Source organism: Nocardia sp. TBRC8007, from assembly GCF_056629435.1.
This window is the reverse complement of the sequence record NZ_JBWSOR010000101.1, coordinates 1-1,020: the sequence shown is the minus strand read 5'-3', so window position 1 is coordinate 1,020 and position 1,020 is coordinate 1. Positions and strand designations below refer to the sequence as shown.

Annotated in this window: 1 protein-coding gene; it reads right to left on the bottom strand. The window is 69.3% G+C overall.

Features of this window, described 5'->3' with window-relative positions:
- Positions 1 to 1,020: condensation domain-containing protein (locus ACX4ZE_RS22780; protein ID WP_480275509.1), on the bottom strand; the 1,020-nt coding region annotated here is incomplete at both ends.

Genomic DNA, 1,020 nt, shown 5'->3' with positions numbered 1-1,020 from the left:
TCGATCACGGGCAGGGTGTTGTTCTGGAATGCCAGTGATACTTGGAACAGTGGGTGGTGGGCCGTGGAGCGGACCGGGTTGAGCAGCTCGACCAGCAACTCGAACGGCGCGTCCTGGTTGGCGTAGGCTGCCAGCGCCTTCTCCCGTACCTGCCCGAGCAGGTCGGTGAACGAACCCGCCGGGGTGAGGTGTGCCCGCAACACCCACGTATTGACGAAGAACCCGACCAGCTCGGTCAACGCCTCGTCGGTACGCCCGGCGATCGGCGTCCCGAGCGGAATGTCGGTCCCCGCCCCCAGGTGATACAGCAACACCACCAACCCCGCCTGCAGCACCATCGACACCGTCGCGCCCTCCCGCCGCGCCAGCCGCTGCACCAGCGCCCGGGTCTCGGCGTCGATCACCACCGCCACGGTGTCACCGCGGTAGCTGGCCACCCGCGGCCGCGGCCGGTCGGTCGGTAACGACAGCTGCGCGGGCAGCCCGGCCAGCTCGCCCCGCCAATACGCCAGCTGCCGCGACAACACACTGTCGGGATCGGTCGCCTCACCCAACAGTTGCCGCTGCCACAGTGTGTAGTCCGCGTACTGCACCGGCAACGGCGCCCAGTCCGGGCTGCGGTCGTGGGTGCGTGCGGTGTAGGCGCTGGCCAGATCCCGCAACAACGGCGCCAACGACCACCCGTCCCCGGCGACGTGATGCACCAGCAGCAGCAATACGTACTCGTTTCGAGCGCAACGCAACACGCTGGCCCGCACCGGGATCTCCGACGACAGATCGAACTCATATCGCGCCGCCGCGGCCACCACCGCCTCCACGTCCACGTCCGCCACCTCGGCCACCGACACCGGCACCTCGAATTGCCCGGCCCCGAGGACCCGCTGCACCGGCACACCGTCCACCTCGGCGAACACCGTCCGCAGGCTTTCGTGCCGCCCCACCACATCGGTGAGCGCCACCCGTAACGCCGCCACCTCCACCGCGCCCGTCAGCCGCATCCCCAGCGGCATGTTGTAGGTC